The 8,667-nt window shown below is 75.4% G+C and carries 8 protein-coding genes; 1 reads left to right on the top strand and 7 read right to left on the bottom strand.

Features of this window, described 5'->3' with window-relative positions; translation table 11 throughout:
- Positions 1-101 precede the first annotated feature (101 nt).
- Positions 102-1,133: a methyltransferase gene (locus G5C65_RS25415; RefSeq protein ID WP_165301257.1), complete on the top strand. Its 1,032-nt coding sequence runs from the start codon at positions 102-104 to the stop codon at positions 1,131-1,133.
- A gap of 93 nt (positions 1,134-1,226) precedes the next feature.
- Here G5C65_RS25415 and G5C65_RS25410 read toward each other — a convergent pair whose 3' ends face one another.
- The 7 genes from G5C65_RS25410 to G5C65_RS25380 are packed head-to-tail and all read right to left on the bottom strand — an operon-like array spanning position 1,227 to position 8,632.
- On the bottom strand, positions 1,227-2,039 hold the full coding sequence (locus G5C65_RS25410; protein WP_165301256.1) for an SRPBCC family protein: 813 nt from the start codon (positions 2,037-2,039) through the stop codon (positions 1,227-1,229).
- The gene (locus G5C65_RS25405; RefSeq protein WP_206442251.1) at positions 2,036-2,515 is read right to left on the bottom strand and encodes a PPOX class F420-dependent oxidoreductase; all 480 of its coding nucleotides are present in this window, start codon (positions 2,513-2,515) and stop codon (positions 2,036-2,038) included. Before G5C65_RS25405 ends, G5C65_RS25410 begins: the two co-directional genes overlap by 4 nt.
- Positions 2,512-3,528, bottom strand: a complete 1,017-nt coding sequence (locus tag G5C65_RS25400; RefSeq protein WP_165301255.1) for an aldo/keto reductase — start codon at positions 3,526-3,528, stop codon at positions 2,512-2,514. Before G5C65_RS25400 ends, G5C65_RS25405 begins: the two co-directional genes overlap by 4 nt.
- A complete protein-coding gene (locus tag G5C65_RS25395; RefSeq protein ID WP_165301254.1) occupies positions 3,525-4,655 on the bottom strand; it encodes a methyltransferase domain-containing protein in 1,131 nt (376 codons plus the stop codon). Before G5C65_RS25395 ends, G5C65_RS25400 begins: the two co-directional genes overlap by 4 nt.
- A 2-nt stretch (positions 4,656-4,657) precedes the next feature.
- Complete coding sequence (locus G5C65_RS40210; protein WP_165301253.1) at positions 4,658-6,844, bottom strand: TIGR03618 family F420-dependent PPOX class oxidoreductase; 2,187 nt, start codon at positions 6,842-6,844, stop codon at positions 4,658-4,660.
- Positions 6,837-7,805: an SRPBCC family protein gene (locus G5C65_RS25385; RefSeq protein WP_165301252.1), complete on the bottom strand. Its 969-nt coding sequence runs from the start codon at positions 7,803-7,805 to the stop codon at positions 6,837-6,839. Before G5C65_RS25385 ends, G5C65_RS40210 begins: the two co-directional genes overlap by 8 nt.
- 53 nt (positions 7,806-7,858) lie before the next feature.
- Positions 7,859-8,632, bottom strand: coding sequence for an SDR family NAD(P)-dependent oxidoreductase (locus G5C65_RS25380; protein WP_338146648.1), 774 nt, complete (start codon positions 8,630-8,632; stop codon positions 7,859-7,861).
- Positions 8,633-8,667: the final 35 nt, after the last annotated feature.

The following is an 8,667-nucleotide window of genomic DNA, read 5'->3' as shown; positions in this document are numbered from 1 at the left end:
GGTGGCCGGCTGAGCCGGCGGCCTCCCCGCCGCCCACCGGCGCCCCGTCCCCCGCGGGGCCCGGTGGGCCCCTGACTTCCCCGAGGATGCGAGGACACCCCATGGCCATCAGTGAGACCAGCGCTCAGCCGCCGCTCACCGCCCCGGCGCTCGCCCGGCTGAGCGCTTCCTACGCCGAGGCCCGGATTCTGCACACCGCCGTCGAGGTGGGTCTGTTCGAACTGCTCGCCGAGGGACCGCTCGACCGGGACGGGATCGCGGCCCGGCTGCGGCTCCACCCCCGCCTGCTGCGGGACTTCCTGGGCGCGGTGACCGCGCTCGGACTGACCGAGCGCGAGGGCGAGCGGTTCCGTATCGCCCCGGACGCCGCGGAGTTCCTGGTCCCCGGCGGGCCGCTGTACCTGGGCGGCCGGATCCGGACGGCGGCCCGGCGGCACTACCACACCTGGGGGCGGCTCACCGAGGCGCTCCGGGACGGGGAGCCGAAGGCCGGGGCGGGCGGCGACGCGTTCGCCGCCCTCTACACCGACCCGGAGGCGACCCGGAGCTTTCTCGTGCACATGGACGCCAACAACGGGGTGGTGGGGCCGCAGCTGGCCGAGGCGGTGGACTGGTCGGCCTACGCCTCGTTCACGGACGTCGGCGGAGCCCGGGGGAACGTCGCGGCGCAACTGGTGCGGCGGCGCCCGCACCTGGACGGTGCCGTGTTCGAACTGCCCGCCGTGGAACCGTTCTTCGACGAGCACATGAGCGAGCTGGGCGTCGCCGACCGGGTGACCTTCCACGCCGGGGACTTCTTCGCCGACGCGCTGCCCGGGACCGAGGTGCTGATCCTCGGACATGTGCTGCACGACTGGTCGCCCGAGGAGCGGCAGAAGCTGCTCGACCGGGTGTACGCCGCGCTGCCGCCCGGCGGCGCTGTCGTGGTCTACGACCAGATGCTCGACGAGGACGCCCCCGAACTGCGCAGCCTCATCGGCAGCCTGAACGTGGCCCTGATCACGCCGGGCGGCTCGGAGTACACCGTGCCGGAGTGCCGCGCCTGGCTGGCGGGGGCCGGTTTCGTGTTCCTGTCCGCCACCCGGCTGGCGCAGGGCAACGACACCGTGGTGGTCGCGGCGAAACCCACGTGACCCGGCCCCGCCCCCGCCCCGCACTCCGGCCCCGGAACCAGGAAGCGGTTCCGGGGCCGGAGTGCGGGGCGGGTCCGCCGGTCGCCCTGCCGGTCAGGGGGTCACCGCGGCCACGCCGGTCCGCGCCAGGTCGGCGAGCTGCTCCCGGACCTCGGCGTCCAGCCGTGCGCGGGCCGCGCGGCGCCGCTCCTCGGACGCCGGGCCGGCGAGCGTGACGGCCCGGCGGAGCCGTACCGTCGTACCGCCGTCCTCCGGGACGAGCCGGAACTCCCCGGTGGAGGAGTGCAGTTCCGGCTCCAGACCGGTGTGCCGCTTGAAGACCAGGCGGCCCTCGGCCGGTTCGACCCGGGCCCACCGCGCGTCGTCCGCCACCGCCCCGGCCGCGCAGGCCGCGAGCTCCCCGCGGGGGACGGCCGAGCGAACGGCCCGGTCGCTGACGACGGTGTTCCGGCGCAGCGTGCCGATGCGGCCGGCCAGCTCCGCGAACTCCGCCACCTGCCGGGGCACGTTGCCGTCCAGCAGCTCGGCCACCTTGGCGGCGGCGGACGGGTCCGTGCCGGGGGCGAGGTCGAAGGCGTGCCGGACCCGGACGCGGGTGCCGCCGTCCGGCTGCTCCTCGAACCGCCACTCGCCGCGCATCCCGCTCAGCGGCGGCTTGGGCGTCTCGTGCTCGAAGGTGATGACGAGGCCCCCGGTGTCCCGGGTGCGCCACAGGCGCCAGCCGCGGGCCGCGCCGCCGTCGATCACCCAGCGGGCGACCAGGTCCCGCTCCGGGCTCTGCGTCCGCACGATCTCGGCGTGCAGATGGGTGGCGACGTACTGGGGCGCCGCGACCACGTCGGCGACCAGGTCGAAGAGGTGCCGCGCGGGGGCCGCCACCGTCTCCTCGTACTCCAGTTCCCTCATCGGGCCTCCTCTGTCCGTGGGCGGGGAAGGTGCGCCGGCCGCGGTCGCCGCGCCGGCACGCTGCGCGCTCGGGGACCCGCCTGCCAGCTCTCCTCGATGCCCCAGGAGACGACCCGGGTCGGGGTGATCCGGATCAGCTCGTCGGCGACCGCTTCGCCGTAGCGCCGCCCGCCTTCGGCGAGCGCCTCGGCCACGCCGCGGATCTCGATGCCCCGGGGGGCCGCCGGGTCGCCCGGGGTGACGTCGTCGACGACGAAGGCGACCAGCGGCCGGTGCCGTACGTCGCGGTACTTGCGGCTCCTGCCGAGCCCCAGCCCGCAGATGTCGATGGTCTGGGCCTCGGGGTTGTAGTGCAGCCCCACCGGTACAACGTGCGGGTCGCCGTGCGGGCCCACCGTCGCCAGCCTGCCGAACGGCTGGGTGGTGAGATAGCCGATCTCCTTGTCCGTGAAGACCACGGCGCCGCCGCCGTTCACAGGCGTGCCGCCGGGCCGAGCGGGTCGGTGGTGAGGACGGGGTCGCTGCGGACCACCGGGGCGAGGGCCGCGTCGATCCGCCGCAGCAGCTCGTCGTCGAGGACGGCGTCCACTGCCTCCGCGTTCTCCCGCAGCTGCTCCGGCCGGGACGCGCCCATGACCGCGGCGCTGACGCCCGGCGCGCGCAGCACCCAGGCGAGCGCGAGCTGAGGCAGCGTCAGCCCGGCCCCGGCCGCGAGGGGTTCCAGGTCCGCGACGGCGGCGAGGACCTTCTCGTTGAGGTAGTCCCACCGGCCGATGGACTTCGCGCCGCCCGGCGTCGCCCCGGCCCTGCTGCCCGCGGCGGGGCGCCGCCCCGCCCGGTACTTGCCGGTCAGCGCGCCGCCCGCGAGCGGCATCCAGGCGAGCTGGCCGACGCCCGCCTCCCGGCTCGCGGGCAGCACCTCCGCCTCGATGACGCGCCACAGGGCCGAGTACTGCGCCTGGTTGGCGATCAGCGGCACCCCGGCCTCCCGTGCGAGCCGTGCGGCCTGCCGGATCCGCTCGGCGGGCCACTCGGAGACGCCGATGTAGTGGGCCTTGCCGGCCCGCACGGCATCGGCGAAGGCGGCGACGGTCTCCTCCAGCGGGGTGTCCGCGTCGTAGCGGTGGGCCTGGTAGAGGTCCACATGGTCGAGGCCGAGGCGGCGCAGCGACGCGTCGAGGGACTCGGCGATGTGCTTGCGGGACAGCCGTCCGGCGTTCGGGTCGTCCTGCCGGGCCCACCGGCCCGCCTTGGTGGAGATCACCAGCCGCTCGCGGCGCTCGCCCGCGAGGGCCCGGCCCAGGATCTCCTCCGCGCGGCCCTCCGCGTACAGGTCGGCGGTGTCGAAGGCGGTGATGCCGCAGTCCAGCGCCGCCCGGACACACGCCACGGCGGCCGGCTCGTCCACCTGGGCCCCGTGGGTGATCGCGTTTCCGTAGACGATCCGGCTCACCCTGAGCCCGCTGTTCCCCACCTGCGCGTACTTCATCGTCCGGCTCCTTCCTCCGGGTCGGGGTTCGTCGCCCCCACGGGTTCGTCCAGGGGTTCGTCCACGGATTCGTCCAGGGGTTCGTCCACGGCGCCGTCCGCCGCGGGTTCGGCCGTCACCACGTGCACGGGCAGCGGGTCGACGCGGCGCGCCGAGACCTCGGCGAGCCCCGCGCCGGCGAGCATCCGCCGGGTCGCCGCCAGGGAGTGGGCCTCGCCGCCGGGGGTGGCGACCAGCATCAGCAGGGACAGCAGATGGGCCGCGTGCTCGGCCTCGGGCGGCCCCCCGTCGACCGCGAACCCCACGGTCACCAGGCGTCCCCCGGGGCGCAGCGCCCCCGCCAGCCGGCGCAGCAGCGCGGTGCCCTCGTCCTCCGGGAAGAGGGGCAGCAGATTGGCGGCGACCACCAGGTCGTACGGGCCGTCGAGCGTCGCGGTGAAGGCGTCGCCCGCGAGGAACACGGTGCGCTCGGCGAGCCCCAGCTCCCCGGCGCGGGCCCTGGCCGCCTCCAGCACGTCCGGCCGGTCGAGGCCGTGGACGACGGCGCCGGGGTGCCGCAGCGCGAAGTCCAGCCCGAACAGCGCGTGTCCGCATCCGACGTCCAGGACCCGCGGCTCGGGCCGCGCCTCGGCCCAGTCGCGGTTCTCCTCGGCCAGGACGGCGGCCGAGGCCCGGGTCACGAAGGTCCCGTCCGCGGCGAAGTCCCGCCAGTAGCCGAAGCCCGGCTCGGTGGCGTCCGGTGCGAGCAGGGTGCCGCCCTTGCGGACGGCCGCCGCCAGGTCGCGCATCGCCTCCCACTCCCAGTCGCTCGCGTTGATCCGCACCGCGTGCCCGGCGAACTGCGGGCTGCTGCTGACCAGCAGCTCCGCACCGCCCTCGGGGAGCGCGTAGCGGCCGTCGGCGCAGCCGAGCAGTCCGCAGGCGGCACTCGCGCCAAGCAGCACGCGCACGGCGCGCGCGGGAGCGCCCACGGCGCCCGCCAGCTCCTCGGCGCCCAGCGGTCCGTCGGCGAGCGCGTCGAAGACGCCCAGTTCGACCCCGGCGCGCAGCAGGCTCGTGCGTTTGAACGCCTGGAGGGTGTCGAGCAGAGTCTGCCGGGTGACGGCCGGCGCCGGCTGGCCCGGCACCGTCAGTCCTGCCGCAGGATGAAGCCGTAGCACCGCTCGACGTGTACGCGCAGCACGAGCCGCCGGTCCTTGACCTTGGTCTCGCGGAACTCCTCCCAGTCCGGGTGCTCTCCCTGGGTGGCGCGGTACATCTCGACCAGCTCGTCCACGACGGCGTCGTGCGGGTCGGCGGCCACCTCCGAGACGGAGGCGGTGCCCTCGAACACCCCGTACGCGAACATGTCCCCGGTCGTCACATGGAAGCCGACCCGGGGGTCGCGGCGGGCGTTGCGCGTCTTGGCCCGGTCCTCGGTGGTGGCGACGCGGAGGGTGTCGGTGGCCCGGTCGTAGCTGTACCCGACGTTGGACAGCTGGGGCCGGCCGTCCCGCTTGAGGGTGACCAGAACGCCGCGGCCGCCGCTGTGCCGGGCCAGCAGCTCCCGGTAGGCGTCTTCCTGTTCCTGCACCTTGCTCATGGCTTCGCTCCGTTTCTCGTGGTTCTTCCGGGCAGGGGCTGCCCCCCTTGCCGGTGCGTCGCAGGGCGCGGCGCCGCTGTCGCCGGGCGCCCCGATGCCGGTCAGTCCGAGAGCGCCGAGGGCCCGGTCCGGGCCGCGGCCGCCGGCCAGCGGGCCACGGGCCGCGAGGTAGCCGTCCGGCCGGATGAGCGCGAAGTCCCCGGCCCCCAGGCCCAGATCCCGGCGCAGCGCCCCGTCCGGATCGGGCAGCACCCGGGGCCGGGAGTCCGCTCCGGCACCGGCCGGCTCCGCCGGGGCCGCCGTATCGCACAGGGCACGGCACGAGACGGCCGGGCCGTGGACGCGGGCGGTGTCCAAGAGCGCCCCGGCCGCCTCCCGGTCGCCGTCCACGGGCACCAGCAGGGTCCACCGCGGATCGCGCAGCTCCCGGCACAGCTCGCGCCAGCCCGCGTGGTCGCGGTGCGCCCGCGCGGTGCACCCGACCCGCTGCCCGGGGCCGGGCCCCGGGCCCGGTGCGCCGCCGGACGCCGACGGCAGACTGAGCGGGCTGCCGGGGTACTCCACGGTGAGGCCGCAGAAGCCGCGGATCATCTTCCGCTCCAGCTTCCGCTTGAGCGGCGCGATCCCGCGGACGGCGCCGAGGCCGAGGGGCAGCAGCACCGGGCCCAGCGCGTTGCGCAGCGCGACCAGGGCCGTGGCCACCCGGGTGGAGCTCAGCAGCCGCTCCCCGATGGGCACCCGCTCGGCGCCGTAGCTGTCCAGCAGCCGCTCCCCGGCGAAGCCGCGCACCACGTCGGCGAGCTTCCAGGCCAGGTTGTAGCCGTCCTGGATACCGGCGTTCATGCCCTGGCCGGAGGCGGGGCTGTGCACATGCGCGGCGTCCCCGGCCACGAAGCACCGCCCGGACCGCATGCTGTCGATCATCCGCTGCTGCACGGTGAACACCGAGAGCCAGCTGGGCGCCGACACCTTCACGGGCCGCCCCAGGGCATCGGACATCTTCCGGGCGAGCCGCTCCCTGACCGCCTCCGGGTCGTCGGCGTTCCCGGTGTCCAGGGTGTCGACGACCCGCCACTTCCCGCGCTCCGGGAACGGTACGAGCAGCAGGGTGCCGCCCGAGGTGTGCAGCAGGTGGTTGCTGTCGGCCGGGAGTTCGGCGTCGGTCTCCACGTCGGCGTTGAGCCAGGTCTCGGTGGCGTCGCCGAGGAGCCGCAGCCCGAGGCGCTTGCGTACGGTGCTGTGCGCCCCGTCCGCGCCGACCAGCCAGGGCACGGCGTACCGCTCCTCGTGCCCGTCCGCGCCGGTGAGCCGGACCTCGACGGCGTCGGCGCCCGGGGTGAAGGAGTCGAGTCCGAGGCCCCACTCCACGGCGACGCCGAGCTGCGCCAGCCGCTCCCGCAGCACCTGCTCGGTCACCACCTGGTCGACCATGAGGCTGAAGGGGTAGCGGGTGGGCATCGTGGAGTAGTCGGTGTCGAACCGGATCAGGGTGCGCCCCCTGCGGTGCAGGGTGAAGTGCTCGACCCGGCGCCCGCGCGGCAGCAGTTCGTCCAGCAGGCCCATCTGGTCGCAGATCTCCAGGGTGCGGGCGTGCACGGCGAGCGCCCTGCTGCTGGTGGCCGGGCCCGGCGCGCGGTCGACGAGGCGCACCCGCACGCCCCGGCGGGTCAGCTCGTGGGCCACGGTCAGGCCCACCGGGCCCGCGCCCACGACGAGGAGCGGCGCTTCACTCATGCCGGCCTTCCGCGAACCTCTTGGCCAGGGCGAGGGTGGCCGCGCTGTTGCCGCCGACCGCCGCGCGGATGACGTCCTTCGCTGACTGGAGGGTGGCGCCCGCGCCCAGGACGCGGGGTATGGCCTCCTCGTTGAGCCGGATCCGGTGCCAGGAGGTGGCACGCGCCCCCTGGCCGTCCGGGACCACCGTCCACGCGCCGATGTGGGTGGCCATCAGCGGGGGCGTCACGAGCTGCTTGTAGACGATGCGCCGCCGCGCCGGGAAGCAGACGCGCACCGACTCGGTGGTGTGGGCCGAACCGTCCTTGGCGACGGTGTCCATCACCATCCACTGGATGTTCTCCGGTTCCTCGCGCAGCCGCATCCCGGACACGTGCGGGAGCCGGTCGGGCCAGGCGGCGGCCTCGCGGAGGAAGCGGTAGACGGCCTCGGGGTCGCCGTCCACCGCCGTGGAGTCCTCGAAGGCGAAGTCGAGGTCCGCGCTGCGCGCGGCGCCCTCGGCGAGCTGCTTGATGTTCGCCAGCTCGGCCCTGCTGTTCTCGTCGGTGGCCCGGTCGATCCAGGCGAGGTCCCCGGGGTCGTCGTCGACGGCGGCGAACTCGTGGAGCAGGGTGAGCCGCGCGGTGCCGGGCGCGGCGCCCGCCTCGACGATCCACTCGCCGCTCATCGCGGCGACGGGCGGCGAGGAGACCTCCTGCCGGAACCGGATCCGGGACTGTGCGGGATCCAGCTCCCGCCGGGACGTCCACACCTTGGCCTCGCCGTTGGCGGTGGCCCAGATCCGCAGCCGCTCGGTGCCGCCCGCCGACGGCTCCTCGGGGCCCGCGAGGCGCTCGACGTGGAGGGTGGGGGCGAACTGGACGGGCCAGGCGGGTGCGTCCGCGACGATGCCGTAGACCGCGGCGGCGGACGCGTCGATGTCGATGTGATGGGTGGTGCGGTGGGTTCCGGTGCGCAGCACGTGCTCTGCCTCTCTCTCGACCGGCGGGCGGACGGGCCGGCTTGCGGGCGGGGTCAGAAGATGCCGAGGCCGCCGCAGACGTTGAGCGCCTGCGCCGTGATCGCGGCGGCGTCGTCGGTGACCAGGTGGTCCACGAGCCCCGCCACCTCCTCGGGCGTGGCGTAGCGCCCCATGGGGATCTTCGCGTGGAACTCGGCGAGCACCTCGTCCTCGGAGATCCCGCGCGTGCTCGCGTACGACTCGCGCACCCGGACGGCCATGGGGGTCTCCACATAGCCGGGGCAGACCGCGTTGACCGTGACCCCGCGGGTGGCCAGCTCCTTGGCGAGCGCCTTGGTGAAGCTGATGACCCCGCCCTTGGCCGCCGAGTACGGGGCGCCGTAGGGGACGCCCTGCTTGCCGCCGGTGGAGGCGATGCTGATGACGCGTCCGTCGCCGCAGTCCTCCAGGCCGCCGGTGGTCAGCGCCTCGCGGGTGACGCGGAAGACGCTGTTGAGGTTGGTGTCGATCACGTCGTCCCACAGCTCGTCGGAGATCCGGGAGGTGGGACCGCCGCCGCTGCGGCCCGCGTTGTTGACGAGCACGGTGAGCGGCCCGTACCGGTCGACGGCGGCGCGGACGAGGGCCCGCACCTCCTTCGCCGACCTGACGTCGGCGACCCGGCCGTCCACCTCCAGCTCCTGGTCGCGCAGTTCCTTGACCGTCGCGTGGACCCGCTCCTCGGTCCGCGCGCACAGGAACACCGGAATGCCGCGCCGGGCGAGCCGGGTCACCACGGCGAGGCCGATCCCGCTGGTGCCGCCGGTCACCAGGGCCACCGGGGGCACCCGGGGCGCGCGGGCGGGGCCGGCCGGGTTCGGGG

Origin of the sequence: Streptomyces boncukensis, from assembly GCF_011045075.1 — a bacterium.
Lineage (GTDB): Bacteria > Actinomycetota > Actinomycetes > Streptomycetales > Streptomycetaceae > Streptomyces > Streptomyces boncukensis.
Note: the sequence above shows the minus strand (reverse complement) of the source record. Positions and strands in the feature narration are given on the sequence as shown.